The sequence below is a fragment of the Pseudomonas duriflava genome, assembly GCF_007830155.1.
GTDB classification, from domain to species: Bacteria; Pseudomonadota; Gammaproteobacteria; order Pseudomonadales; family Pseudomonadaceae; genus Chryseomonas; species Chryseomonas duriflava.
In genome coordinates, this window is sequence record NZ_VLKY01000012.1 from 105263 (window position 1) to 130299 (window position 25037).

At 56.0% G+C, this 25037-nt stretch carries 24 protein-coding genes; 8 read left to right on the forward strand and 16 right to left on the reverse strand.

Features of this window, described 5'->3' with window-relative positions:
• Positions 1-176 precede the first annotated feature (176 nt).
• Positions 177-890, reverse strand: coding sequence for a GntR family transcriptional regulator (locus tag IQ22_RS17065; protein WP_145144186.1), 714 nt, complete (start codon positions 888-890; stop codon positions 177-179).
• 232 nt (positions 891-1122) lie between these two features.
• On the opposite strand from IQ22_RS17065, the gene IQ22_RS17070 reads away from it, so the two are divergent.
• The 4 genes from IQ22_RS17070 (at position 1123) to IQ22_RS17085 (ending at position 6249) form a co-directional block, all read left to right on the forward strand.
• Entirely contained in the window at positions 1123-2184 is a 1062-nt protein-coding gene (locus tag IQ22_RS17070; RefSeq protein WP_145144189.1) for an aromatic ring-hydroxylating dioxygenase subunit alpha, read from the forward strand.
• A gap of 77 nt (positions 2185-2261) precedes the next feature.
• Positions 2262-3212 carry a PDR/VanB family oxidoreductase gene (locus IQ22_RS17075; protein WP_145144192.1) on the forward strand — a complete coding sequence of 317 codons (951 nt, stop codon included), beginning with the start codon at positions 2262-2264 and terminating at the stop codon, positions 3210-3212.
• A 196-nt stretch (positions 3213-3408) separates the two neighbouring features.
• The gene (locus tag IQ22_RS17080; protein ID WP_145144194.1) at positions 3409-4752 is read left to right on the forward strand and encodes an MFS transporter; all 1344 of its coding nucleotides are present in this window, start codon (positions 3409-3411) and stop codon (positions 4750-4752) included.
• Between the two features lie 246 nt (positions 4753-4998).
• Positions 4999-6249 (forward strand): alpha/beta fold hydrolase, encoded by a 1251-nt coding sequence (locus IQ22_RS17085; protein WP_145144196.1) that lies wholly within the window; start codon positions 4999-5001, stop codon positions 6247-6249.
• Between the two features lie 53 nt (positions 6250-6302).
• On the opposite strand, the gene rutF is transcribed toward IQ22_RS17085, so the two are convergent.
• From rutF to rutA, 5 genes are all read right to left on the reverse strand, one after another.
• Entirely contained in the window at positions 6303-6836 is a 534-nt protein-coding gene (rutF, locus tag IQ22_RS17090; RefSeq protein ID WP_145144198.1) for an NADH-dependent FMN reductase RutF, read from the reverse strand.
• A gap of 40 nt (positions 6837-6876) precedes the next feature.
• On the reverse strand, positions 6877-7647 hold the full coding sequence (gene rutD / locus IQ22_RS17095) for a pyrimidine utilization protein D (RefSeq protein WP_145144200.1): 771 nt from the start codon (positions 7645-7647) through the stop codon (positions 6877-6879).
• Between the two features lie 147 nt (positions 7648-7794).
• Positions 7795-8181 (reverse strand): pyrimidine utilization protein C, encoded by a 387-nt coding sequence (gene rutC / locus IQ22_RS17100; RefSeq protein ID WP_145144202.1) that lies wholly within the window; start codon positions 8179-8181, stop codon positions 7795-7797.
• Positions 8182-8184: 3 nt separating this feature from the next.
• Complete coding sequence (rutB, locus tag IQ22_RS17105) at positions 8185-8913, reverse strand: pyrimidine utilization protein B (RefSeq protein WP_145144204.1); 729 nt, start codon at positions 8911-8913, stop codon at positions 8185-8187.
• On the reverse strand, positions 8913-10001 hold the full coding sequence (gene rutA / locus IQ22_RS17110; protein WP_145144387.1) for a pyrimidine utilization protein A: 1089 nt from the start codon (positions 9999-10001) through the stop codon (positions 8913-8915). The genes rutB and rutA overlap by 1 nt, the downstream gene beginning before the upstream one ends.
• A 340-nt stretch (positions 10002-10341) precedes the next feature.
• Here rutA and rutR point away from each other — a divergent pair, with 340 nt between their 5' ends.
• Positions 10342-10992 carry an HTH-type transcriptional regulator RutR gene (gene rutR / locus IQ22_RS17115; protein WP_145144389.1) on the forward strand — a complete coding sequence of 217 codons (651 nt, stop codon included), beginning with the start codon at positions 10342-10344 and terminating at the stop codon, positions 10990-10992.
• A gap of 40 nt (positions 10993-11032) precedes the next feature.
• Here rutR and azu read toward each other — a convergent pair whose 3' ends face one another.
• Positions 11033-11485, reverse strand: a complete 453-nt coding sequence (gene azu, locus IQ22_RS17120) for an azurin (RefSeq protein WP_145144206.1) — start codon at positions 11483-11485, stop codon at positions 11033-11035.
• A gap of 373 nt (positions 11486-11858) precedes the next feature.
• Between azu and IQ22_RS17125 the strand changes: the two genes are divergently transcribed.
• The 3 genes from IQ22_RS17125 to IQ22_RS17135 all read left to right on the forward strand — a co-directional run bounded on the left by IQ22_RS17125 (position 11859) and on the right by IQ22_RS17135 (position 14628).
• Positions 11859-12446, forward strand: coding sequence for a cytokinin riboside 5'-monophosphate phosphoribohydrolase (locus IQ22_RS17125; protein ID WP_145144208.1), 588 nt, complete (start codon positions 11859-11861; stop codon positions 12444-12446).
• A gap of 125 nt (positions 12447-12571) precedes the next feature.
• Positions 12572-13429, forward strand: a complete 858-nt coding sequence (locus IQ22_RS17130) for an SDR family oxidoreductase (RefSeq protein WP_167654178.1) — start codon at positions 12572-12574, stop codon at positions 13427-13429.
• Between the two features lie 119 nt (positions 13430-13548).
• Positions 13549-14628 carry a class I mannose-6-phosphate isomerase gene (locus IQ22_RS17135; RefSeq protein ID WP_145144212.1) on the forward strand — a complete coding sequence of 360 codons (1080 nt, stop codon included), beginning with the start codon at positions 13549-13551 and terminating at the stop codon, positions 14626-14628.
• A 35-nt stretch (positions 14629-14663) separates the two neighbouring features.
• On the opposite strand, the gene IQ22_RS17140 is transcribed toward IQ22_RS17135, so the two are convergent.
• The 9 genes from IQ22_RS17140 to rnr form a co-directional block, all read right to left on the reverse strand.
• Positions 14664-16922 (reverse strand): YgiQ family radical SAM protein, encoded by a 2259-nt coding sequence (locus IQ22_RS17140; protein ID WP_145144214.1) that lies wholly within the window; start codon positions 16920-16922, stop codon positions 14664-14666.
• Between the two features lie 182 nt (positions 16923-17104).
• A complete protein-coding gene (dnaB, locus tag IQ22_RS17145) occupies positions 17105-18499 on the reverse strand; it encodes a replicative DNA helicase (protein WP_145144216.1) in 1395 nt (464 codons plus the stop codon).
• A gap of 151 nt (positions 18500-18650) precedes the next feature.
• Positions 18651-19097, reverse strand: a complete 447-nt coding sequence (rplI, locus tag IQ22_RS17150; protein WP_145144218.1) for a 50S ribosomal protein L9 — start codon at positions 19095-19097, stop codon at positions 18651-18653.
• A 21-nt stretch (positions 19098-19118) separates the two neighbouring features.
• The gene (locus tag IQ22_RS17155; RefSeq protein ID WP_145144220.1) at positions 19119-20009 is read right to left on the reverse strand and encodes a YybS family protein; all 891 of its coding nucleotides are present in this window, start codon (positions 20007-20009) and stop codon (positions 19119-19121) included.
• A gap of 34 nt (positions 20010-20043) precedes the next feature.
• Complete coding sequence (gene rpsR, locus IQ22_RS17160) at positions 20044-20274, reverse strand: 30S ribosomal protein S18 (protein WP_007161145.1); 231 nt, start codon at positions 20272-20274, stop codon at positions 20044-20046.
• A gap of 28 nt (positions 20275-20302) precedes the next feature.
• The gene (gene rpsF / locus IQ22_RS17165; RefSeq protein WP_145144222.1) at positions 20303-20725 is read right to left on the reverse strand and encodes a 30S ribosomal protein S6; all 423 of its coding nucleotides are present in this window, start codon (positions 20723-20725) and stop codon (positions 20303-20305) included.
• A 171-nt stretch (positions 20726-20896) separates the two neighbouring features.
• Complete coding sequence (locus tag IQ22_RS17170) at positions 20897-21268, reverse strand: response regulator (protein WP_145144224.1); 372 nt, start codon at positions 21266-21268, stop codon at positions 20897-20899.
• A 297-nt stretch (positions 21269-21565) separates the two neighbouring features.
• Positions 21566-22309, reverse strand: coding sequence for a 23S rRNA (guanosine(2251)-2'-O)-methyltransferase RlmB (rlmB, locus tag IQ22_RS17175; protein WP_145144226.1), 744 nt, complete (start codon positions 22307-22309; stop codon positions 21566-21568).
• The gene (gene rnr, locus IQ22_RS17180) at positions 22306-24957 is read right to left on the reverse strand and encodes a ribonuclease R (RefSeq protein ID WP_145144229.1); all 2652 of its coding nucleotides are present in this window, start codon (positions 24955-24957) and stop codon (positions 22306-22308) included. Before rnr ends, rlmB begins: the two co-directional genes overlap by 4 nt.
• Positions 24958-25037 lie beyond the last annotated feature (80 nt).

Below are 25037 nucleotides of genomic sequence, written 5' to 3' on the forward strand. Positions count from 1 at the left end.
TATCTGCAAGCCTTCACATAAGTCCTTGAGGAAGGAAAACATGCTTTCCAAATAAGGAGTCAAGCCGCAGCGCTTCAAGCACTGCCTATCACGAGGTATGGCTCAAAGCGCCAGTACCGCAGCCCTCTTGACCGGGCAGTCGACGAAAGCAGATCCCGCCACGTCGCAGCCAGCCCTCAGGTATCCCGGATAACTTTGATACCGTCTGTCGAAGCCGGTATGGGGTTGAATATTTCGGCATACCGTAGGGTGGCATTGGCGTGCTCTCGCATCAGAGCCTCAGCGCGTGCGCCCTGGCCACTCACCAAAGCATCCACAATAGCGTGGTGCTGCATGTGAGCAAAATTGAAGCGGCGATACTCACGGGCCATATCATTACGATCAACAATCAGGGAGCTGACCGACGCGAACGGCAGGTGATCGTTGCGTGCCAGGGCATGGCTGATAGCCGGGTTACCACTGGCCTCGATGATCGCCTGGTGAAAACGCCGATTGAAGTCGTGATAGACCTCTGTATCTTCCTCGGTCACATACCCCTTGGCGAACAGGGCGTCGCCAATTTCCAGGCATTCATGCAGAACTGTACTGGTTTTTGGATCCAATCCGCGCTCAGCAGCCTGCCGTGCCGCTAGCCCTTCCAATACTCCCCGCACCTCTACCGCGCCAGCGATTTCGCTGGCGGTAACGGTACGCACCGTATAACCACGCCCTTCGCACTTAGAAAGCAAGCCTTCCTGCTCCAGAATACGAAACGCCATACGCACCGGCATCCGCGACACGCCCATCCGCTCTGCCGTCGGAATTTCCACAAGCCGCTCGCCGGCTGCTAACTCTCCCGATACGATCATTTTGCGCAGGGCGACCAATACACGCTGACCTGGCTTGCTCATGGAACCCTCATGACGACGAAATGCAATCATCTTAGCGCAGCCTGTATAACACATGCACAAAGCGCTCTACCCGGCGCTTTCTGCCTTTTCAATACAATGCAGGTTTTGGCGAACTGGTCGGTAATCGAACTGAAATAGGATCGAAAATATGCCTGGCTAGTTGACACCTAGCAGGATAAAGGCGAACTATTGGATCCAATAAAAACAAAACATGCCTTGTGAGGAGGCCACCATGTTCCCTAAAAATACGTGGTACGTAGCCTGTACGCCTGACGAAATCGCCGACAAACCCCTCGGTCGTCAGATCTGCAACGAAAAAATCGTTTTCTACCGTGGCCCTGAAGGCAAAGTTGCAGCCGTCGAAGACTTCTGCCCCCACCGTGGTGCCCCACTCTCCCTGGGATTCGTGCGCGACGGCAACCTCGTTTGCGGCTACCACGGCTTGGAAATGGGCTGCGACGGCAAGACCGTGGCCATGCCGGGCCAGCGCGTTCGCGGCTTTCCCTGCATTCGTCAGTATCCTGTTGAAGAGCGCTATGGCTTTATCTGGGTCTGGCCGGGTGACGCCGACAAGGCTGATCCTTCCCTGATTCATCATCTCGAATGGGCCGACAATCCCGAGTGGGCTTATGGCGGCGGTCTATACCACATCAATTGCGACTATCGCCTGATGATCGACAACCTCATGGATCTGACCCATGAGACCTATGTCCACGCCAACAGCATCGGCCAGCCGGAAATTGACGAAGCTGCTCCAATTACCAAGGTCGAAGGCGACACCGTCACTACCAGCCGTCACATGGAAAACATCATGGCCCCGCCCTTCTGGCGTATGGCCCTACGCGGCAACAACCTGGCGGATGATGTACCTGTCGACCGCTGGCAAATTTGCCGCTTCACTCCACCCAGCCACGTGCTGATCGAAGTGGGCGTGGCCCATGCCGGTCATGGTGGCTACGAAGCCGACCCGAAGTACAAGGCGTCCAGCATCGTGGTGGACTTCATTACACCCGAGACCGAAACCTCCATCTGGTATTTCTGGGGCATGGCGCGCAACTTCAAGCCGGAAGACGAGGCGCTGACCGCTACTATCCGTGAAGGTCAGGGCAAGATATTTGGCGAAGACCTGGAAATGCTGGAGCGTCAGCAGCAGAACCTGTTGGCCTACCCGGATCGTCAGTTGCTCAAGCTGAACATCGACGCAGGTGGCGTGCAGTCTCGGCGCATTCTCGATCGGCTGATCGAAAGTGAACGCAGCGCCGCTGCACCGCTAGGCATGATTGCCAGCGCCTGAAGCCGTTGCGCCCTTAGCGAGGGCGCGCTTTCATTACGAACAGGCTCTGACCGGCCGACCCAACAAGGACTCCTGTCATGATCGAAGTCATGATCGTCTCCAAAAAAACCGAAGCCACTGATATCTGCAGCCTTGAACTGGCCAGTGTGGACGGTACGCCCTTACCGGAATTCAGCGCCGGCTCGCATATTGATGTTCATTTGCCAGATGGCCTGGTGCGGCAGTATTCACTATGCAACCACTCTGACGAGCGTCACCGCTACCAGATCGCCGTGCTCAAGGACCCGGCGTCCCGTGGCGGCTCCGTTGGTGTTCATCAGCTTACCGAAGGCATGCATCTGCATATCAGCGAGCCGCGCAACCTGTTTCCGCTGGCCCATGGCGCCAAGCGCAGCCTGCTATTTGCCGGCGGTATCGGTGTTACGCCTATTCTGTGCATGGCTGAGCGCCTGGCTCACATGGACGCCGATTTTGAAATGCACTACTGCACGCGTTCGGCCGATCGCGCTGCGTTTGTAGAGCGCATCAAGCAGTCTCCCTTCGCCGACAGGGTACAATTTCACTTTGACGACGGCCCCGCCGAGCAAAAGCTTGACGCCCAAACTCTCTTACAAAATCCACAACCCGATGTGCACTTGTATGTGTGCGGCCCGACAGGCTTCATGGAGCATGTGCTAAGTACCGCCAAGGCCAACGGTTGGCCTGAAGAGAATCTGCACCGTGAGTACTTTGCCGCCGCCCCCATGGATACAACCAATGACGGCTCCTTCGAAATGAAGATTGCCAGCACGGGACAGACCTTACAGGTGCCAGCGGATCGAACAGCGCTGGAAGTACTGCTGGATGCCGGCTTCGACATTCCGATGTCCTGCGAGCAGGGCGTCTGCGGTACATGTCTCACCCGAGTGCTGGAAGGTACTCCAGACCATCGGGATCTGTTCATGACCGAGGAAGAACAGGCAGCCAACGATCAATTTACGCCGTGCTGCTCACGTGCCAAAAGCGCGGTACTGGTCCTGGATATCTGACAAGTCACGCAGCGTCACGCGTACGGTACTGCAAAAGCTGTTCGTTAAGCGGCCATCATTACTGAGAAGATGGCCGCAATACCGTATAAGAGCACACCTTAAACAATAATAAGAGGCGCCATAATAATCATGACGCAGCTACTTCTGCTTTTCCGTGCATCCTGTATGTCCATACTCACTCATCAGGAGATCGATCATGCATAACGATCTCCGCAAGGCTGTCGACGAAAGCCCAATGAATCGCTTTCAGTGGACTGCCATCATCATTTGTATCGCCCTGAACATGCTCGATGGCTTTGACGTGCTGGTCATGGCCTTTACAGCCGCGTCCGTTTCGGCTGAATGGAAACTGTCTGGCTCACAGCTAGGCCTGCTCCTGAGCGCCGGCCTCCTCGGCATGGCCGCCGGTTCGCTGTTCATCGCGCCCTGGGCCGACCGCTTTGGTCGCCGTCCACTGATTCTGTTCTGCGTTACATTGGCCGGAGCGGGCATGCTGTTGTCGGCTCTTACCCAGACACCTCTGCAACTGGCGGTATTGCGGGCCATTACCGGCCTTGGCATCGGCGGTATCCTGGCAAGCAGTAACGTGATTGCCAGCGAATACTCCTCCAAACGCTGGCGTGGTCTTGCAGTGACATTACAGTCCACTGGTTATGCATTAGGCGCAACCATTGGCGGCCTGATCGCGGTGGCACTCCTGTCTGCCTGGGGCTGGCGTTCGGTATTCATCTTTGGCGGCCTTGCTACCTTCGCGATCATTCCGTTCGTGCTGTGGCGCCTGCCAGAATCCCTGGACTTCCTCCTGGCTCGCCGTCCGGCCAACGCCTTGGAGCGTATCAATGTGCTGGCCCGCAAACTGGGCCATACTCCCCTGGCTGCCTTGCCCTCCCTTCCGACCCATGGCGCAGACGAAGTGAAAAGCAGCAGCTTCAAGCAATTGTTCGCTCCCCGCCTGCTGCGGACGACACTGCTGATCTGGGCCTCGTTTTTCCTGGCCATGTTTGGCTTCTACTTCATCATGAGCTGGACACCCAAGCTGCTTGTGTCCGCCGGGATGTCTGCTCAACAAGGCGTAACCGGCGGCGTACTGCTGAGCATTGGCGGTATCTTTGGTGCAGCCTTGATCGGCATGCTGGCAGCGCGCTTCAAGATCAGCCATCTATTGGCTGTCTTCATGGCCTGCACAGCCGTGTTACTTAGCGTGTTTGTCTCGACCACATCCTCGCTTACCGCCGCTTTCGTCATGGGCCTGCTGATCGGCCTCTTCAGTAACGGTTGCATTGCCGGGCTGTATGCGCTGGCCTCTATGGCCTACGACGCCTCGGTAAGAGCGACTGGCATGGGATGGAGCATTGGCATGGGCCGCTTCGGCGCGATCATTTCCCCTCTGGTGGCGGGTGGCCTGATCGACCTGCAGTGGGGGCCGAACCAGCTGTATCAGGGGTATGCGGTTATTTTCGTAATCGCTGCTGCTACCGTGCTGCTGCTCAAGCTCTCCGCTCCGGCACGTCCACTCGGTGCGCCGTCCAGCGCTCACTGATACTCGTAGCGCCTCTAAAGAGCCATGTCGGTTAATCAACATGGCTCTTTTCATTTCAGCTCGCCTACATTCACGTGCCCTCCGCTCAATCCTGCTTCATCGCTCACCTACTGCCCTACCTTGTACTATCAGCCTGCGACGGGCTGTAGGAACTACGTTCCTCTACCAGGCTCACACCTCTATCTCGGTTATTTCCGTGCAGGCGCATAGCCGCCTGCCCTCACGCGCATCTTGTAGGTTCCTGGTATGTTTAAACGCTTACACGCTCCTCGCCATGTCTGGACACACGTAGCGTCGCTTGGCATTCGCATGCACGCTCGTGCCTGGTTCGGCAGCCCGGAAGCCTTTGGCGGGCTTCCGGTGGTACTGCTCCATGGGCTGGGCTTTTCGAGCCGTTACATGGTTCCGCTCGGCCGACGTCTGGCGGAGCAGGGTTACGATGTCATCGCACCGGATCTACCCGGCTTTGGCCGCTCGCCGAGGCCGGTGGGTATGAAGTGGCCAGCGGGTCCTAGTGTCAGTGAGCAAGCCGATCACGTGTTGGCCTGGATGGACGCGTGCGCCATCCAGCGTGCCGTACTCTTTGGCAATTCGCTGGGTACTCAGGTTGCGGTAGAAGTCGCCACGCGCGCACCTGAGCGCGTAGAGCGCCTCATCCTGTCAGGCCCCACGCCCGATCCCCTTTACCGTTCACCAGGCAAACAGTACGCGCGCGTTCTGATGAATATGCCGTTCGAAGCGCCTTGCCTTAACGCTATCACGCAGCTGGACTATGCCTCGGCAGGCATACCTCGTATTGCGCAACAGCTCTCGCGTACGGTCGACGACCCGATCGAAGACATACTACCAGCTATCCAAGCGCCTACGCTCGTCATTCGTGGGCAGCATGATCAAACCTTATCGCAGCCTTGGGCCGAAACATTTACACGGCTCCTGCCGAACGGACAACTAGTAGTTATCGACAAGGCGGCCCATAACGTTCATTACACGGCGGCCCAGGTCACGGCACGCCTAGTTCAGTGCTTCCTTCAAGGCGCGCTGGACAATCATCGGGGCGACGAAGTCATCGTGCCCACCTTAAAACGAGACCCGCTCGCACCGCCTAAGCCGATCACGACGGCTGTCCACGGCGTGCTCGACTATGCGACATCCTTGCTCTGCCTGGGACTGTCCCAGACGCCTGGACTAGGCTCGCGGACGCGCAAGATTCTGGCCTACAACGGTGCTTCGGCTACGTTGTATAGCCTGTTCACCAATTATGAGCTCGGCGCACTGCGCAAGCTGCCCATGACCGTTCACCTCAACCTCGACACCATGAGCGGAGTAAAGCTGCTACTGGCATCATTAACCCTCCTACGACGCGAACCGCTGCCCGGAAAGCTGACCATCGCCCTGCTGGGTGCACTCGAACTGCTGGTAGTTTCGGCCACGCAACTGCCCATGGGGCCGGCACGGCTGATCCGTATTCAGGGGCAGAACCTGTACGCCGAAACCTGACGGCAAGCCCCAAGGCGGCTACCGGCTTACATACTATCCGGTAGCCGTAGGTATCAGGCTTCTGCCGGCTCGTTGCACAGGTCATGATAAACACGATTGAAATAGATCAGTCCTCCGGCGTTTTCCCTGCGCTCAATTGCTACCACTTCGCACAAGAGCACATCATGCGTACCTACGGTATTCACCGCCGAGATCCGGCAATCAAACGATACCGCTGCGCCGTCTAAGGCAGGCGAGCCAGTCACGAGGGTATGCCATTGAGCGGCAATGAAGCGCTCCTCCATGGTTGTCTTGCCACCAAACAAGGTAGAGAGTGCCCGATGCTCGCTGCTAAGGGTGTTCACGCACAAAGTACCGTTAGCTTTGAAAACCGGATACACCGAGGCTGATCGATTAAGGCAGACCAGCAACGTAGGGGGCTCGTCCGTTACACTGCACACGGCTGTAGCCGTAAAGCCTGCCCGCCCTTGCGGGCCGTCTGTGGTAATGACATTGACCGCAGCCCCGAGCCGGGCCATGGCGTCGCGGTAGTCCTGCTTGAGCACCGTTGGCTCTATAACCGATGTGATGACATGAGCAAGTTGCATGGCTGAATCCTCACAGCAAACCTGTTGCTGGTGTTCCGGTTCAAATCAGGTAATTGAGCATAACGCGGTTGAACGTATCGGGATCAGTCACGCTAGAAGCGTGCCCGCCATATTCCAGCCGCTCCAGGCGCGCGTTGGGCAAGCCTTCGGCCAGGCGATGCGAGCATGTCCAGGGCACGAGCATGTCGTCCTGATTGACGATAACCAAGGTAGGCGTTTCGATTCGGGCGAGCTGATCATCTATATCGAAGGCCAGCAAGGCCGCAATACGGCGGCGCACATTATCCACTGGCGGGAAATGCGCCAACGCGTGGGCTTCATCAGAAGCCAACCGTTCCGTGTTATCAATTATCCAGTCCGCGGGATAAAGAAAGATCGGCTGCGCCTGTACATAGGCTGCCGGGCCGCTGTCGTTCAGGAGATTGAGCCGCACGGCAAAACAGCGCGCACTGTGCGGGTTGGGCGCACTCCAGGCGTTGACCAGAATTTGGCTCAGCAACAGCTCTGGCCGCATAACGGCAATCTGCAAGCCGACCAGCCCGCCTAAGGCATGTCCCATGAAATGGCAGCGCTCAATGCCTAACTCATCGACCATATCCAGCACATCGCCGGCCATGGCCTTAAGGGTATAGCCTTCGGGAATAGAGGCTGGGCTTTTGCCGGTTCCGGTCTGATCGTAAGTAACGACACGGAAATGCGCACCCAGGGCTTCGAGTTGTGGCGCCCAGAACGCGGCGGCCCCGCCTAACCCGGATGACAACACGATTGTCTCGGCATCCGACGTCTGCTGGCCATGAATCTCGTAGTACATGCACGTTTCTCCTTTGCACCAGGGGAACAGGCTGGAGTAGTGGTGGGTATCGCTAACTCCAACCAGCCCTATAAGGGTCAGGGATACAAGGTGAAGGCGCAGACGATAATCATCACGCCAGGCGCCAGAACTCTTCCCCGTCCTTCTTCACTTGCCAACGTGCGCAATGCTCGCGATTTCAATAAGCGCATCCGGCTTTACCAACCCGCACTGGATGCAATACCTTGCTGGCTTATCACCAGGGAAGTACTCGGCATATACCGCGTTGACCGCCCCGTAATTTGCCCAATCCGTAATCATGATCATGTTGAACGTCACGTCGTCCATGGTCCCTCCCGCCTCTTCAACGACGCCCTTGATGGTCTCGAGCACATGCCGCGCCTGCGCGGCGGCATCGCCCACATGCACAACATTGTTGTCCTTGTCGAAGGGCAAGGTGCCGGAGACGTAAAGAATTCCGTCAGCCAGAGAGCCCGGAACGAAGGGTGCCAGTGGTTTGCCGGTCCCGGCAGGAATCACACTTTGCTTAGGCATGGATCAGTCCTTTTTGAAAGCTACGTGGAAGTCGGCAACGGTCGAGACCCAACCAAAAAAGGTCTCGATATTGAACAGCGCGGCGTCATGTGCCGAGCGCGGTCCCGCCTGATGGCAGGCGTCGCCCAGGCAGACGCCGAAATACTCGAGAAAGAAACCATCACGCAGAGTGGATTCGACGCAGACGTTGGTAGCGATTCCAACGAACACAAGGTTGCGAATACCACGAGCCCGCAGAAGACTATCCAGATTGGTGTTGTAGAAACCGCTGTAACGGGTTTTGGGTACGATCAGGTCACCTTCGCATGGCTGGAGCTGATCTACCAGTGCATAGTCCCAGCCGCCCTTGGCTAACAACGTACCCTGCAATTCGGGGCGCTTGCGCATGGTCTTGAGCGCGTTGGACTTATGCCAGTTGGGCGAGCCAGGGCCACCAGCTTCTTGGTATTCCGGGTCCCAACCGTTCTGAAACCAGACCACCTGAATTCCTGCCGTCCGAGCCGTTTCCACGACATCCGCGATGTTCTCAATGACCGGCCCAGTGGCTTCCACGTCGAAGCCGGCCAGATCCAGATAACCGCCCTTGCTGGCATAGGCGTTTTGCATGTCGACCACGATTACCGCCGTCTCGCCGGCCTTCAGACGCAGCGGTTCGGGACGTGCCGATAGCATCACGGCCTCCTGGTCACCCACCGGCACGGCATAACCCGCTACGGATTCGAACGCATTCATCAAGCACTCTCCTGCAGTTGGGTAATATGGCGGCGGCTTTCCATCAACGGCTGGATCTTCTCGCCAAAATCGGCCACGCCCTGCACGAAGTCATCAAAGGTCAGGAGCACGCCACTGGCGCCGGGCACCTCGGCAATTTCATCAAGCATGCGGGCGACGTTCGCATAGGAGCCCACCAGCGTGCCCATGTTGATATTGACCGCCGAGGTCGGGTCGGACATCTGCCGCACGTTCGTGTCACTGCCGGACTTGGTGTCGGCAGCGGCCTGGGCACCCAACCATTGGATCGCCTCCTCGTCCGCGCCAGCCTTGTAGTGTTCCCACTTGGCACGCGCCGCTTCGTCGGTATCAGCGGCAATCACCATGAACAACACAATGGAGCTTACGTCGCGGCCCGTCTTGGCAGTCGCTGCCAGGAGTCGCTCGGAAGTAGGCGCAAAAGCCTTGGGCGTGTTCACGCCTTTGCCGAAGACAAAGTTGTAATCGGCATATTGGGCCGAAAAGGCCATGCCCGCGTCGCTGGAACCCGCACAGACGATGGGCACGTTGACCTGGGGCTGAGGGCTGACGCGGCAGTCCTCCATCTGGAAATGCTCGCCCTTGAAATCGGAGCGGCCGGTTCGCCATAAGTCATTTAAGATCTGAGCGTATTCACCCAGATAGTTGTAGCGGGTGGCAAAAAACTCGTCGCCCGGCCAAAGACCCATCTGGCTGTACTCAGGTTTCTGCCAACCCGTTACCAGATTTACACCGAAACGCCCTCCTGAGATGGAGTCGATGGTGGATGCCATGCGGGCCACAATGGCAGGCGGCAAGGTAAGGGTTGCAGCGGTAGCGAACAGCTTGATACGTGATGTAACAGCAGCCAGCCCCGCCATTAGCGTGAAGGACTCCAGGTTGTGATCCCAGAACTCGGTCTTTCCGCCAAACCCACGCAGCTTGATCATCGACAGGGCAAAATCGAATCCATAGTGTTCAGCGCGCTGCACAATCTCCTTGTTCAACTCAAAGGTGGGTTTGTATTGCGGTGCGTTCTCGGAAAGGAGCCAGCCGTTATTACCGATCGGGATAAATACGCCAATGTTCAAAGCCATGGTCAACCTCAGATTCGCTCGTGATTCGAAGGTATTTCCCGCCGTACCGCCTGGCAGGTCTACCAAGGCCAGAACACAAACCATGCCAGATTGGCTTTTTCCCTCCCTTAACAAGGGGTTAACTAAAACCGCCACGCTTAGAGTGGACCACTTGGTCTGAATTAAGGCACCGGCATTGTGCAAGCCGCACGATGATGGGGCGATCCATCGCGTAGCCATGTGGTTATATCGTGCAAGGCAGCTCCGGTACGCTCGGCCTTCCATACCCGGTAAAGTGACTACTTTCCTGTCGACCATAGGAGCCGTTGTGAGCAAGGAAACCCTTCCGTCGCCCATGAAGAAATCCGCTCGTACACCAAGCGCCGCTACCCTCGAACGACGCCGGCGTCAGATCGAAGACAAGCGCAACGCCATCCAGAACGCAGCCCTGGAGCTTTTTTCCCGCTTCGGCGTGCATGGCACTAGCCTGGACCAGATCGCGACCAAAGCCGACGTCTCAAAAACCAACCTGCTTTACTACTTCGGCAGCAAGGAAGACCTCTACCTGAGCGTACTGCGCCAACTACTAGTGATCTGGCTGGCGCCGCTACGTACCTTCAGTCTCGAACAGGATCCTCTCGAAGCGATTGGAAACTACATCCGTTACAAGCTGGAAATCTCCCGCGACCATCCTGCCGAGTCGCGTCTGTTCTGCCTGGAAATCCTACAGGGGGCACCCTTGCTGCTGGGTGAGCTAGAGCAACCATTACGCGAGATTGTCGAAGCCAAGTCGGCGGTAATCCGCGGCTGGATCGAGGCCGGCAAACTGGCACCGGTCGATCCGCACCATTTGATCTTCACCCTGTGGGCAACAACCCAGCACTACGCCGACTTTCGCATTCAGGTCGAGGCAATCCTGGGTAAGACCCTTGATGATCCCGTGTTCTTCGAAGAGGTTTTTACGGGCGTGCGGGCATTGATTATCGACGGTATCCGCCCGCGTTGAGGAAGGCTCCCAATGTAACGGGGCGGGAGCCTGTAGACGCTCAGCCCTCGATCTTGAAGGTACCCTTCATGATGGCGGCATGGCCTGGAAAAGAACAGAAATAGGCATACTCTTCATCAGCCTTTAGCGAGGCCGTATCAACGGTTACGGATGTCTTCTCACCACCACCAATCACTTTGGTATGGGCAATGACACGCGGATCGTTTGGCTTCACATAATCATTGTCCAACCCGGCCGCTAGGCCATCGGTCGCGGCCCCATTCATATCGGCCTTTGTCGTCAGTACCCAGTTATGGCCCATCACATTTTTCGGCAGGGTTCCCGGATGAATAAGGTTGACCGTGAACTGCTTACAATCCTTGCCTACGTTGATGGTGTCCATATTGAACGTCATCTGGTCAGTGCCCAGAATATCGACTGAGCATTGATCAGCGGCCCAAGTGGGCGAGCTAACCAAAGCGAACAGGGCGGCAGTTATCAATGAGCGTTTCATGCATTCTCCTAAAACGGGACATTCCCTAGTGAAGACTGGCATGTTCGCAGGCAGGTTCCAATGCGTCCTGTTGCCTAGGACACGGTGAGTAACGAAACGGCTATAAGGCCTATCGAAACCTTTGAACGGCAAAGCCGGCCTGATTCCGTCAAGATTGCTCCATTGTCTACCCCAGCCTGGAGCCATGCCATGAACGTCCCGGACTTCCTTCATCAGGTCTTCGCTGCCTACGCACAAGGTGCCAGCGGTACGTGCCCTGAGCCGCACACGCACCTGCGCACGCTATAACGACCGCCGTGTACGGTCTCCCGAAACGTGGTCAAGAGGCGCGTCAAGGCTTACGCTAGCGCTTCAACCTAGTCAGGGATTTTCCATGTCGTTGAAAGCTGTCTGTGTTTTTTGTGGTGCCAAGAACGGTACCGATCCTGTCTATCGTGAAACTGCGGAGGCCTTGGGGCGCGCCCTCGCCGAGCGAGGCCTCACCTTGGTGTATGGCGGCGGTGCTGTAGGCCTAATGGGCGTCGTGGCCGATGCGGCTCTCGCTGCAGGAGGGGAAGTCGTCGGTATTATTCCGCAAAGCCTGAAGGACGCTGAAGTGGGCCATAAAGGCCTGACGCGCCTGGAAGTTGTTGACGGCATGCATGCGCGCAAGGCACGAATGTCGGAGCTATCCGACGCATTCATTGCCTTGCCGGGCGGTCTGGGCACGCTGGAGGAGCTGTTCGAAGTATGGACCTGGGGTCAGCTGGGCTATCACGCCAAACCGCTCGGGCTGCTTGAAGTGAATGACTTCTACGCCCCACTTGCCCAGTTTCTGGATCACCTGGTCAGTCAAGGCTTCGTGACCGCACCACATCGGCAAATGCTGCAGGTCCGCCAGTCGGCCCCTGAGCTGCTTGACGCTTTGGAGCACTGGAAACCCACGGTTGCACCGCGCTGGCAGAAAGACGCCCCGACCTGATCATGCGTATACGAGGCCAACGGCCTCGTTTCTCGTTACGCCATTTATCCTTTGTGCTGAACCCCTTCCCAGTAGAGCGGGTCGCATTTTTACGATGCGATTTTTAACCCTGTGGAGGATTCATTATGGCCGAGTACCCAACCCCCCCGTTTCCTGAACAACCGCAAGAGCCGCCTGCCGTTCAATCTAAAATGAATCCCATTCCAGACTGTGGCGAACAGAGCTACAAAGGCTCTGGACGTCTGGCTGGCAAGGTGGCTCTGATTACCGGTGGCGACAGTGGCATTGGCCGCGCGGTGGCAATTGCCTATGCCCGTGAGGGAGCGGATGTAGCCATTTCCTATCTGAACGAGCACGAGGATGCGGAAGATACTGCCCGCTACGTCAAAGAAGCTGGCCGCAAGGTTCTGTTAATTCCTGGTGATATCAGCCAGCGCCAGCACTGCCTGGATCTGGTGCAGAAAACTGTCGATGAGTTCGGACGAATCGACGTACTGGTCAATAATGCCGCTTTCCAAATGACGCATGAAACGCTGGAAGACATTCCAGACGAAGAGTGGGTACACACCTTCGATACAAACATCACGGCCATGTTCCGCATTACCCAGGCAGCGGTAAAACACATGGGCAAAGGTGGTTCGATCATCAACACCACGTCAGTAAACTCTGACATGCCCAAGGCAACGCTACTGCCCTACGCCACAACCAAAGGGGCTATTGCTAACTTTACGGCTGGCCTGGCCCAGCTACTTGCAGAGAAGGGTATTCGTGCGAACAGCGTGGCTCCAGGGCCGATCTGGACACCGCTGATTCCTTCCACCATGCCGCCTGAACAGGTATCCGAGTTTGGCAAACAGGTTCCGTTGGGCCGTCCAGGCCAGCCGGTCGAACTGGCACCGGTTTACGTCATGCTGGCATCCGATGAGTCCAGCTACGTCTCCGGCGCACGCATCGCTGTTACAGGCGGAAAGCCCATCCTGTAAGCCCTCTCGCTCCCGTGGCCAGTCTTCTCCTGGCTGCGGGAAGCATTTCCCAAGCGCCGCGTCGAGCGCCTGTTTTTCGAATTTGTCTGCCTGCTTCCTCTGTTGCATCAGGAGCACTCATGGACTGGTATCCCCTACGTTTAACCACCCCTATTCGCAGCCATATGTTTGGTGGCCATGCCATTGCCGAGCGACTGGGCAAGCGTGGTCTGCCGCCGGGTCGGATCGCCGAAACCTGGGAAGTTAGCGATGTCGATGGCAGCATCGCCCAGGTAACCGAAGGTTCCTTAGAAGGCCAATCTCTTCGTAATCTGGTTCTGCAGCATCCACGCGAGCTGATTGGTGCAGACTTTGATGGGCCACACTTTCCGATACTGACCAAATTCATCGACGGCTGCGGCATGTTGCCGGTCCACCTGCATGCCGACGACGAAACCGCTCGCCGCCTAGAGTGCCAACCCAACGGCAAGACCGAAGCCTGGCACATTCTTTGGGCTGAACCCGACGCCACAGCCTTAGTGGGCCTTAAGCCCGGCGTCGATACTAAAGCGCTGCGCCAGGCCTTGATCGCTCAGGACTATGACGCTGTCATGCGCCGCTTGCCTGTACGCACGGGCGAAACGATCTACGTTCCCGGCGGCACCTTACATAGCTTTGGCCCCGGCACGCTGGTTTACGAAGTCGAGCAAACTTCAGATATTCAGCAACAAGCCATGCCCTGGCAGATGTCCGATGGCGCTCCACTAAGCCATCAGGAGTGGATCGCTGGCATCGACGCCCTTATAGAACAATGCCATCTCGATCTGCGTCCGACGTTCACGCCAGGTCTTCGCCTTTCTCACAACACCGCTATTGACCGGGTGCTCTGCACAGCAGGCCCTTACTTTGCACTGGAACGCTGGCGCGTAACCGATGACACACCGTTTATTCATGGATTCGACAAGGCACTTATTCTGAGCAATGTTGGAGCGCCCTTTGGCCTCAAGACACAGGGTTGGTCCGGCAGGCTGGCTGCTGCGGAAACGGTGCTGATACCTGCCGCCATAGGCGAGTTTCAGCTTACCGGGCCGGCCGATGTATTGATCAGTTATCTGCCCGACCTGGAGTTCGATATACGCAAACCGTTACACGCTGCCGGCTATAGCGACGAAGTCATTAATACACTAGGTGATCCTAGCGGAGCCTTAGTAGCCAACTAGTAACAAAATGGCGAGCCCTAAGGCTCGCCATTCAATCAACGCGGCAGATTAGGCTCTCGCCGCGGCTTCTTTTTACCTTTGGCGAAAGCGGCTGCCTGGCCTTCCTGCTTCTTGTCCCACGCCTTACTGCCATCGCTTGCACGGGGCGGCAGGCCTGTATGCTGAGTCAGGAGAGGACGCCCCGCCTTCTTGCTACCCAATGGCGTCGAGTTCTTACGGCGTGCGCTCTGATACGTACCATCTACTGCCGGCTGGAAGGTCGGAATCAGGTGATGCTTACCATTACCAATCAAATCGGCACGCCCCATGTTCTTCAACGCCTCGCGCAGCATGGGCCAGTTGTTTGGATCGTGATAGCGCAGGAAGGCCTTATGCAACCGACGTTGCCGCTCACCTTTCACAATCGGTACACCATCGCTCTTGTAGGTCACCTTACGCAGCGGATTCTTGCCCGAGTGATACATTGCCGTTGCGGTTGCCATTGGCGACGGGTAGAACGCCTGTACCTGATCCGCACGGAAACCGTTGCGCTTGAGCCATAGCGCCAGATTCATCATGTCCTCATCGGTAGTGCCTGGATGCGCTGCGATGAAGTAAGGAATCAGGTACTGCTCCTTACCTGCCTCCTTGGAGTACTTCTCGAACATTTGCTTGAACTTGTCATAGCTACCGATCCCTGGCTTCATCATCCTGGAGAGCGGGCCTTCCTCGGTATGCTCCGGGGCGATCTTCAGATAGCCGCCCACATGATGGGTTACCAGCTCCTTCACATACTCCGGCGACTCCACAGCCAGGTCATAACGCAGCCCGGATGCAATCAGAATCTTCTTTACCCCCGGCAAAGCCCGCGCCGAACGGTACAGCTGGATCAAGGCCGAGTGATCGGTATTAAGGTTTTCGCAAATACCCGGCCATACGCACGACGGCTTACGGCAGTGCTTTTCAATCTCAGGGTCCTTACATGCGATGCGATACATGTTCGCTGTTGGGCCGCCCAGATCGGAAATCACACCGGTAAACCCAGGCACCTTGTCGCGGATCTCTTCGATTTCACGAATGATCGACTCTTCCGAGCGGTTCTGGATGATTCGTCCTTCGTGCTCGGTAATGGAGCAGAACGTACAACCACCAAAGCAGCCACGCATGATATTGACCGAGAATCGAATCATGTCATACGCCGGGATCTTTTCCTTACCATAGGCCGGGTGCGGAACCCGGGCGTAGGGCAGGCCGAAAACGTAATCCATTTCTTCTGTGGTCATCGGAATAGGTGGCGGGTTAAGCCACACATCCTGATCGCCATGTCTCTGTACCAGCGCACGGGCATTACCCGGGTTGGTTTCCAAGTGCAGCACGCGATTGGCATGAGCATACAACACCGGGTCACCCTTGACCTTCTCGAAAGACGGCAACCGAATCACTGTCTTATCACGGGTCAGCTTCGGGCTGGGCAGCAGTTCCACCACCTTGGCTTCGTTTGGATCTTCCTGGGCATTCGGGCCTTTTTCCTGCTCGATGGCGCAGGCTTGCAGATCCTGAGTATTTACATATGGATTGATGATCTTATCGACCTTGCCAGGGCGGTCGATACGAGTGGAGTCCAATTCGAACCAGCCTTCCGGCGTGTCCTTGCGAATGAACGCCGTACCGCGAATATCCGTAATCGCCTGGATAGTCTCACCCGCCGCCAAACGCTGGGCAATTTCAACCACGGCCCGCTCGGCATTGCCATAAAGCAAAATATCGGCTTTAGCATCCATCAGGATCGAATGGCGAACCTTGTCTTGCCAATAGTCATAGTGCGCGATCCGGCGCAGAGAGGCCTCGATGCCACCCAATACAATTGGCACGCCCTTGTAAGCTTCCCGGCAGCGCTGGCTGTATACCATGCTGGCGCGATCAGGCCGCTTACCTGCCATACCGCCTGGTGTGTAGGCATCATCCGAACGAATCTTGCGATCAGCCGTATAGCGATTGATCATCGAATCCATGTTGCCCGCCGCCACGCCGAAAAACAGGTTCGGCTTGCCCAGCTTCATGAAGTCATTCTTTGACTGCCAATCCGGCTGCGCAATGATGCCTACACGAAAGCCTTGCGCCTCAAGCAGACGTCCAATGATCGCCATGCCAAAAGAAGGATGGTCCACATAGGCGTCGCCAGTCACAATGATAATGTCACAGCTGTCCCAGCCGAGCAGATCCATCTCTTGCCGGCTCATAGGCAGAAAAGGAGCAGGTCCGAAGCACTCGGCCCAATATTTCGGATAGTCGAACAACGGCTTGGCAGCGTGCATGAAGGCTTCCAGGGATAAAAAGTAATGCGGGATAACGCGCTAGAATAGCACAAAAAATAGCCAATTAAGAGAGACCGAACGCTATCCGTCAGCTGACAAGCACTGACATTACGACTCTCAACGCGCTAGGGTGATAAGAAAAAGCCGCACAACCGTGCGGCTTTCAAGGCTACTCGCCAGACTTAATCATCATCGAAGTTATAACTGCCGGGTGCCAGGTTTTCGAAGCGTGTGTACTTACCAATAAAGGCCAGACGCACCGTTCCGATAGGACCGTTCCGCTGTTTACCAATAATGATCTCGGCAACACCCTTGTATTCGGTATCCGGGTGATACACCTCGTCCCGATACACGAACATGATCACATCAGCATCCTGCTCGATCGCTCCGGACTCTCGAAGGTCGGAGTTGACCGGACGTTTATTCGGACGCTGTTCGAGCGAGCGGTTAAGCTGCGAAAGCGCAACTACAGGGCAGTTAAATTCTTTTGCCAGCGCCTTCAGCGAGCGCGAGATTTCCGAAATCTCGTTGGTTCGGTTTTCACTGGCCGCCCCGCCAATACGCATTAACTGAAGGTAGTCGACCATGATCAACGCTAAGTCGCCATGTTCGCGAACAAGACGACGAGTCCGGGCTCTCATCTCGGAAGGACTGATTCCAGCCGTATCGTCGATAAACAGTTTACGGTCGTTGAGCAGGTTTACTGCCGATGTCAGCCGAGGCCAATCGTCATCGTCCAGTTTGCCCGAACGAACCTTGGTCTGATCGATACGCCCCAGCGACGAGAGCATACGCATAACGATCGAATCGGCTGGCATTTCGAGGGAAAATACCAAGACAGCCTTGTCGGTACGCAACACCGCGTTCTCGACCAGGTTCATCGCAAAAGTGGTTTTACCCATCGATGGACGGCCAGCCACGATGATGAGATCTGCCGGCTGCATCCCACTGGTCTTTTCGTCCAGGTCGACAAAGCCTGTAGACACGCCAGTAATGGCATTATCCGAATTGAACAAGGTATCGATGCGGTCGATCGCCTTGGTCAAAATATCATTGACCCCTATTGGCCCGCCGCTCTTGGGGCGCGCCTCGGCAATCTGGAAAATCTTCCGCTCCGCATCATCCAAGAGCTCATTGGCGTCACGCCCTTCAGGGTTGTAAGCACTATCAGCGATTTCGTTACTGATGCCGATCAACTGCCGCAAGGTGGCTCGCTCGCGTACAATCTGCGAATACGCCTTGATATTTGCTACCGAGGGCGTGTTTTTTGCCAGCTCACCCAGATAAGCCAGCCCGCCTACCTGAGGCAACTGCCCTTCTCTATCGAGTTGCTCCGACAGCGTGACCACATCGAAAGGCTTATTCAACTCAGCCAAACGAGTAATGGCACGAAAGATCAAACGATGATCATGGCGGTAGAAGTCACCATCCGACACTTGGTCGGAGACACGCTCCCACGCATTGTTATCCAGCATCAAGCCACCCAGCACGGCCTGCTCGGCCTCGATGGAGTGCGGAGGCACCTTCAGCGCGGCAGTTTGCAAATCGTATTGTTCAGCAAGGGCAATATCAGTCATGGCGTAGCGATTAGCACCGAAAAGTCGATCAGGAAAAGAGGCTTTCGTCGCCCAGAAAAAACAACGGGCACGTCATCTTGAGATGACGTGCCCGATTGTCGGCAGGCGGCGCTATTCGCGCAAGCCCGCCAGTCTAATGGTAGGTAGACGCTTACTCAGCGACTACAACCACCTTAACGCTTGCTTCGACGTCAGTGTGCAGCTGCACAGCCACGTCGAACTCGCCAACATTACGCAGAGCGCCGTTGGGCAGGCGAACTTCGCTCTTGTCCAGCTCGATGCCAGCTGCAGTAACAGCCTCAGCGATGTCACGAGTACCGATAGAGCCGAACAGCTTGCCTTCGTCGCCCGAGTTAGCCGCGATAGTCACGGTCAGCTCAGCCAGCTTGGCAGCGCGACTTTCAGCACCAGCCTTCTTCTCGGCAGCCTGCTTCTCCAGCTCGGCACGACGCGCTTCAAAAGCAGCAACGTTGTCAGCGGTAGCGGCAGTAGCCTTGCCTTGCGGCAGCAGGAAGTTACGAGCGTAACCGCCTTTAACGTTCACTTTATCGCCCAGGTTGCCCAGGTTGGCGATCTTTTCCAGCAGGATGACTTCCATTTGAGTCTTACCTCTTAACTTTTAACCTTCACCGTTCGCAGAGTCTTTTGGCGTATCCGCCAGGCGTCCACGAAAATCAAACAGGCTGTCAACTACGGCCATGATCACTAACAACGGATAAATCAACTGTCCAAAGACCAGTAGCGTTACATACAACCCTACCAGCCAGAAGCCACTCATATGCTTGCGCTTCACCAGACCGTGAGCCAGCGCGACACCAGCCACAGCTAATGGAACACTGCACAGCGGTGTCAGCATTCCCAGCTCGATACTGATGTTGGGTGCCAATAGCATGACCAACAGCACACCGAACGCCATAACAGGCGGCAGCCTCAACGCATGAAACTCACGCGCGAACCCACCCGGGTTATACAACGCCGCCTGCCAATGGCGCCCAAGCATCAGGCTCAGCAGACAGGTAATCTGGAAGAAGCTTGCCATCAGACCCGTCAGCACCGGCACCAGCATTTGCTTGAGCTGGGCCTGCTTGGCTTCTGGCAACGCATCCGGCGATTGTCCGATCATCTGCGGCAGGATCTTGCGGATCTCTTCTGCCAACAAATTGATGGGCTCTGCATATACATGGCCAAGCACCAGGGCAAAAACGGACCCCACCAAAACGCTTGCCAGCAGAACACGTGGCCAAGACACACTGCTGCGAAGAGCGCTAGCCAGCGCCAGGGTACCTAGGAATACGAGTAACAGACTCGGATCACCCAGCCACCACCAGAGCACGGCTGGCAGCAACGCCCAGACCACAACTCCCGCCGCATCGCCTGCGCCACGACGCAAGACGATCAAACTACCTGCCGCAGCGCTCAGCCAATACAGCAAGGGCAAGAACGCTGCAATTACCACTACAAGAGTGGCCTGCATGCGACCACGCATGATGAACTCAGCCAGGGCGCGCATGCGATTTATCCGTTAATTCGTGTCGGGCCCAGTCTCAACGGCCGTGGCTGTCGGTGTAAGGCAACAGGGCCAGATAACGAGCACGCTTGATGGCAGTACCCAGCTGACGCTGATACTTGGCCTTGGTGCCGGTGATACGGCTCGGAACGATCTTGCCGGTTTCGGAGACGTAGGCTTTCAAGGTGTTCAGATCTTTGTAATCGATCTCTTTAACGCCTTCAGCGGTGAAACGGCAGAATTTACGACGACGGAAGAAACGTGCCATAACTATGATTCCTCAATAAATCTCAGGCTTACTCGGCGCTGTCGTCGCCGTCAACGTCAGCATTGTCACTGCCATCGGCGGACTCGGACTCAGCAGGACGCTCACGACGCTCACGGCGCTCGCTGCGGTTCTCTTCGGCCTTGAGCATTTCAGACTGATCAGTAACAGCTTCATCGCGACGAAGAATCATGTTACGGATCACAGCGTCGTTGTAGCGGAAGTGATCTTCCAGCTCGGCCAGGGCCTTGGCGCTGCACTCGATGTTCATCAGAACATAGTGAGCCTTGTGCACGTTGTCGATGGCATAAGCCAACTGACGACGGCCCCAGTCTTCCAGACGATGAACTTTGCCACCGTCTTCTTCAATCGTTTTGGTGTAGCGCTCAACCATGCCGCCCACCTGTTCGCTCTGGTCAGGATGCACCAGAAAAACAACTTCGTAATGACGCATAAATGCTCCTTACGGGTTATAGCCTGCCACATAACGCGGTCAGACAAGGAGTGAATGTTTCGTTTTGACTTGCCGGCACACGAGTACACGCCGCAGGCAAGGGGCGGTATTCTAGAGAAGGGCACCCGGTGGCGCAAGAAAGATCACATCGGCAGGCGTCGGGCCGTCTACTTATCGGACGGATAGCCCGCCGAGAACCTGCCGGATCTTCATGAGATCGTAAGGCTTGAGCATGACGCCCACCTTTTCGAGTTCCTCGTCTTTGTCAAAGCTGTAACCCGATGCGACGATAATGCGCAGGTCAGGATAAGCTCGCAGCGCCTGTCGACTAAGGTCCAGGCCAGACATTCCACCAAGCCCTATATCAGTGAACAAGACATCGAAACGCTCTTTCTGCAAAGCCTGCAAGGCCTCTTCCGCCGAAGCCACAGCAGTTACCTGATACCCCAGCTCCTCCATTACTTCGCCGGTCAGGCTGCGCAGGGTCTGGTCATCCTCGACCAACAGAATGGTCGATACTTCACCGCTCGCAACGTCCTCCAAGGGCGTTTCCTCGTTTTACACCTATGAATGGAGACGCTAGACGCGGCTGTGCGCTTAGCATCTACGATATTTTGCATCCACGACAAACTTGTCGAGCGGATTACCATCGTTTTTAAGGCATCCTTTTGAAGGATGCCTCCTGAGTGTAGTCCGAGGTAGCCAGCAAGTCAGCTTCTGATCCACTTTTAGTAGAATCGGTCAGTCTGATTGCTCAGTGCCTGCAGTGCGTTACAAACTAATTCAGCAGCATTCCTACACTGTCCCATAGCCCCTCCCCACTCAACAAAACTGCTTAAGCTATCGACTGCGGCGCTGGCGAACGGCCTCAAACAGGCATACGCCTGTAGCTACGGATACATTCAAACTGCTGACACTGCCCCCCATGGGCAAGCGCACCAAATAATCGCAAAGTTCCCGAGTCAGTCGGCGCATTCCCTTACCTTCGGCCCCCATGACGAGTACGGTTGGCCCGGTCATGTCGACATTATAAAGGTCCTGCTCTGCCTCGCCGGCTGTCCCGACGATCCAAAGCCCTCTTTTCTTGAGCTTTTCCAGCGTACGAGCCAGATTGGTTACAGCAACTAGCGGCATGACCTCAGCGGCACCACATGCCACTTTGCGAACCGTAGCGTTAAGCGTGGCAGACTTATCCTTGGGAATAATCACTGCCTGTGCACCTGCCGCATCGGCAGTGCGAAGACAGGCGCCCAGGTTATGTGGATCCGTTACGCCGTCCAGCACTAACAACAAAGGGGGCGTTTCAGCACGCTCAAGCAACTCCTCAAGCATTGTCTCGCCCCATATCTGGCTTGGGCTGACCTGAGCGACAACGCCTTGATGGACCCCTTCGACTTGCTCATCCAAGACCTGCCTACTCTGCGTATCCACAGGAACACGGGCTGCTTCGGCCAACGAAACCAGAGTATGTACTCGAGGTTCCTGCCGCCCTTCCGCTATCCATAGTTGCTTTACGCGCTTAGGGTGATAACGCAATAAAGCTTCTACGGCATGGATACCGTAGACCATTTCCCACTGACTCATGACTTAACCTTACGTTTACGGACTTCACCTGCCGCGGCTTGCGCTTTTGCCTTGGAAGGACCCTTTCGGTGCTTAGTAGGCTTGGCAGCTTTGGCAGCCGGCTTCGCTTTGCCACCCTTGGCCTTTTTGGCAGAAGGCGTCGCCTTCGGTGAGGCTGCCTCACTTGATGATCTTGACTTGCCAGGCTTATCACCACCGGTTTTGGCCTCGTCGAGCAAGGCACGTTTCACGGCGCGACTACGTTTCACATCGGTATTACCCAATAGAAGGTCAGCCTGTTTAAGCAGTTCGGATGAGACTTCGACTGCGGCCGCCGAAGCCGGAGTTGGTATATGAGTGCGTTCTCGCTTACGCGATTTAGCCTTCGGCTCGCGTGCGTCATTACGCCGCTTACGATCAGTTGGAGCATTCTGACCAGAACCAGGTAGCGCAAAATCGATTTTGCGCTCATCAAGATCGACTCTTGCCACAATGATTTCGATCAGATCGCCGAGGCGGTAACTGCGGCCACTACGCTCACCCGACAGCCGATGATGTACGGCATCGAAATGATAGTAATCGCTCGGCAAAGAAGTAACGTGGACCAAGCCCTCCACATAGATATCGCTCAACTCCACAAACAGGCCGAATCCCGTGACCGCCGTAATCACGCCACTGTATGTCTCGCCGACACGATCACGCATGTACTCGCATTTCAGCCAGTTGGAAACGTCTCGCGTGGCCTCGTCTGCCCGGCGCTCAGTCATTGAGCACTGCTCACCCAACTGATCCAGACGTGCTTCGTCATAAGGGTAAATACGCGCCTTAGGTATTACGGGCGCGTCAGCCCGCTTGACGTGCCGGGATTCCATCTTGGAGCGGATTACGCTGCGAATGGCACGATGTACTAGCAGGTCGGGGTAACGACGAATCGGTGAGGTGAAATGGGTATAGGCCTCATAATTCAAGCCAAAATGCCCGTTATTGTCCGGGCTATAGACAGCCTGACTCAACGAACGAAGCATAACCGTCTGAATAAGGCGGAAGTCCGGCCGGTCATGGATAGTCTGTAGCAACGCCTGATAATCGTTCGGTGTTGGCGTAGCCTTTCCTTTGGTCAGTGTCAGCCCAAGCTCACCTAAAAACTGCCGAAGATTGGTCAGTTTTTCCAACGGAGGTGCATCATGTACCCGATACAACGCAGGAATATTGTGTTTTTCCAAGAACTTGGCTGTCGCTACGTTCGCACATAACATGCACTCTTCAATCAGCTTGTGAGCATCATTGCGCTGGGTCGGCCTGATTTCAGCAATCTTGCTATCTGCCCCAAAGACGATCCGGGTTTCCTGGGTTTCAAAATCAATAGCTCCTCGCTGATGCCGTGTTTCCAGCAAGGCCTTGTAAAGCGCATACAGCTCCTGCAGATGCGGCACCAAGTGAGGCAACTGCTCGCGAAACTGCTCGGCCTCAGCACTTTCAGGTGTCTCTAGCAATTGGCTGACACGGGTATAGGTCAGACGTGCATGAGAATGGATAACGGCCTCATAGAACTGATAGCCAGTCAGTTTGCCTGCCGACGAGATTGTCATCTCGCATACCATGGCTAGGCGATCCACCAAGGGATTCAACGAACATAGCCCGTTGGACAGAATTTCCGGCAGCATCGGAATGACACGCCCCGGGAAATAAACGGAGTTGCCTCGCTGCTCGGCTTCGGCATCCAGAGCCGATCCGACCTTTACATAGTGAGAAACATCCGCGATGGCCACGAACAAACGCCAGCCACCAGATTTCTTCTTCTCTGCATAGACAGCATCGTCGAAATCGCGGGCATCTTCGCCATCTATCGTCACGAACGGTACTTGCCGCAGATCAATGCGCTTGGCCTTGTCTTTTTCAGCAACCTCTGGCTTAAGCTTGGCAGCTTCTTTCTCGACGCCAGCGGGCCATACATGGGGAATATCGTAACTGCGCAGCGCCACTTCTATCTCCATGCCTGGCGCTAGATAATCCCCGAGAATTTCAACTACAGCGCCTTGGGCCTGTCGATGAATGGTTGGCCATTCTTCTATACGAACCTGGACAAACTGACCATGGCGAGCACCGCCGTGCTTACCGGCAGGCACTAGTACCTGCTGTTGGATCCTGGGGTTGTCCGCAACGACATAGGCAATTCCGCTTTCTTCGAAGAATCGCCCAACTACTGTTTCATGAGCGCGGTGAACTACCTCGACCAAGCCTCCCTCACGCCGCCCGCGGCGGTCGTAACCGGACACACGTGCCAGGGCCTTATCACCATCGAATACCAAGCGCATCTGCGCGGGGCTAAGAAAAAGATCATCACTGCCATCGTCCGGTATGAGAAAGCCGAAGCCGTCACGGTGTCCGCTGATACGTCCGCAGATCAGATCCAGCTTTTCAATCGGTGCGTAGGCTCCCTTGCGCGTATAAAGAAGCTGACCATCGCGCTCCATGGCTCGCAGTCGACGCCGCAAGGCTTCGAATTGATTTTCATCTGTCAAACCGAACTCTTCGATCAGCTGAGTGCGGGACGCGGGGGCGCCGCGCTCGGCCAGATGCTTTAATATCAGCTCACGGCTTGGGACAGGGTTATCATATTTTTCCGCTTCTCGAGCGGCCTCAGGATCGAGGGATTGCCAATCGGCCATCAGTTTGAGGTTACCTTTTGTCTGGTTAAGAGCTTCCCTATATTGAAGCCCGAAAATGCCTTCAGGTTTAGCCTACTGAA

Bases quoted from the DNA above. Each gene is read 5' to 3' on its own strand.
- IQ22_RS17065 (WP_145144186.1), bottom strand. From the start codon at position 890: ATGAGCAAGCCAGGTCAGCGTGTATTGGTCGCCCTGCGCAAAATGATC.
- IQ22_RS17070 (WP_145144189.1), top strand. From the start codon at position 1,123: ATGTTCCCTAAAAATACGTGGTACGTAGCCTGTACGCCTGACGAAATC.
- IQ22_RS17075 (WP_145144192.1), top strand. From the start codon at position 2,262: ATGATCGAAGTCATGATCGTCTCCAAAAAAACCGAAGCCACTGATATC.
- IQ22_RS17080 (WP_145144194.1), top strand. From the start codon at position 3,409: ATGCATAACGATCTCCGCAAGGCTGTCGACGAAAGCCCAATGAATCGC.
- IQ22_RS17085 (WP_145144196.1), top strand. From the start codon at position 4,999: ATGTTTAAACGCTTACACGCTCCTCGCCATGTCTGGACACACGTAGCG.
- rutF (WP_145144198.1), bottom strand. From the start codon at position 6,836: ATGCAACTTGCTCATGTCATCACATCGGTTATAGAGCCAACGGTGCTC.
- rutD (WP_145144200.1), bottom strand. From the start codon at position 7,647: ATGTACTACGAGATTCATGGCCAGCAGACGTCGGATGCCGAGACAATC.
- rutC (WP_145144202.1), bottom strand. From the start codon at position 8,181: ATGCCTAAGCAAAGTGTGATTCCTGCCGGGACCGGCAAACCACTGGCA.
- rutB (WP_145144204.1), bottom strand. From the start codon at position 8,913: ATGAATGCGTTCGAATCCGTAGCGGGTTATGCCGTGCCGGTGGGTGAC.
- rutR (WP_145144389.1), top strand. From the start codon at position 10,342: ATGAAGAAATCCGCTCGTACACCAAGCGCCGCTACCCTCGAACGACGC.
- azu (WP_145144206.1), bottom strand. From the start codon at position 11,485: ATGAAACGCTCATTGATAACTGCCGCCCTGTTCGCTTTGGTTAGCTCG.
- IQ22_RS17125 (WP_145144208.1), top strand. From the start codon at position 11,859: ATGTCGTTGAAAGCTGTCTGTGTTTTTTGTGGTGCCAAGAACGGTACC.
- IQ22_RS17130 (WP_167654178.1), top strand. From the start codon at position 12,572: ATGGCCGAGTACCCAACCCCCCCGTTTCCTGAACAACCGCAAGAGCCG.
- IQ22_RS17135 (WP_145144212.1), top strand. From the start codon at position 13,549: ATGGACTGGTATCCCCTACGTTTAACCACCCCTATTCGCAGCCATATG.
- IQ22_RS17140 (WP_145144214.1), bottom strand. From the start codon at position 16,922: ATGCACGCTGCCAAGCCGTTGTTCGACTATCCGAAATATTGGGCCGAG.
- dnaB (WP_145144216.1), bottom strand. From the start codon at position 18,499: ATGACTGATATTGCCCTTGCTGAACAATACGATTTGCAAACTGCCGCG.
- rplI (WP_145144218.1), bottom strand. From the start codon at position 19,097: ATGGAAGTCATCCTGCTGGAAAAGATCGCCAACCTGGGCAACCTGGGC.
- IQ22_RS17155 (WP_145144220.1), bottom strand. From the start codon at position 20,009: ATGCGCGCCCTGGCTGAGTTCATCATGCGTGGTCGCATGCAGGCCACT.
- rpsR (WP_007161145.1), bottom strand. From the start codon at position 20,274: ATGGCACGTTTCTTCCGTCGTCGTAAATTCTGCCGTTTCACCGCTGAA.
- rpsF (WP_145144222.1), bottom strand. From the start codon at position 20,725: ATGCGTCATTACGAAGTTGTTTTTCTGGTGCATCCTGACCAGAGCGAA.
- rlmB (WP_145144226.1), bottom strand. From the start codon at position 22,309: ATGAGTCAGTGGGAAATGGTCTACGGTATCCATGCCGTAGAAGCTTTA.
- rnr (WP_145144229.1), bottom strand. From the start codon at position 24,957: ATGGCCGATTGGCAATCCCTCGATCCTGAGGCCGCTCGAGAAGCGGAA.